Here is a 219-nt window from a genome sequence, read left to right on the forward strand (position 1 = left end):
CGGCAGTTGATCTGGACTGGTTCTGGCGCGGCTGGTTCTACGGCACCGACTACGTGGATGTTGCGATCTCTGACATCACCCAGTTCACAGTCGACAGCCGCGACCCTGAAGTGGAGAAGGCCTGGCAGAAAGCCAAGGACGACGAGCTCGAGCCCACCCTCAGCGACCAGCGCAACGAGAACCTCGAGCGGCTGGTGGACAAGTATCCGGCGCTGAATG

Annotated in this window: 1 protein-coding gene; it reads left to right on the top strand. The window is 61.2% G+C overall.

The features are described from left to right. The coding region (locus tag A3709_RS23675) for a hypothetical protein (RefSeq protein ID WP_197484170.1) at window positions 1-219 on the top strand (219 nt) is incomplete at both ends.

The sequence above is a fragment of the Halioglobus sp. HI00S01 genome (assembly GCF_001635445.1).
In the GTDB taxonomy this organism is placed as follows: Bacteria; Pseudomonadota; Gammaproteobacteria; order Pseudomonadales; family Halieaceae; genus Halioglobus; species Halioglobus japonicus.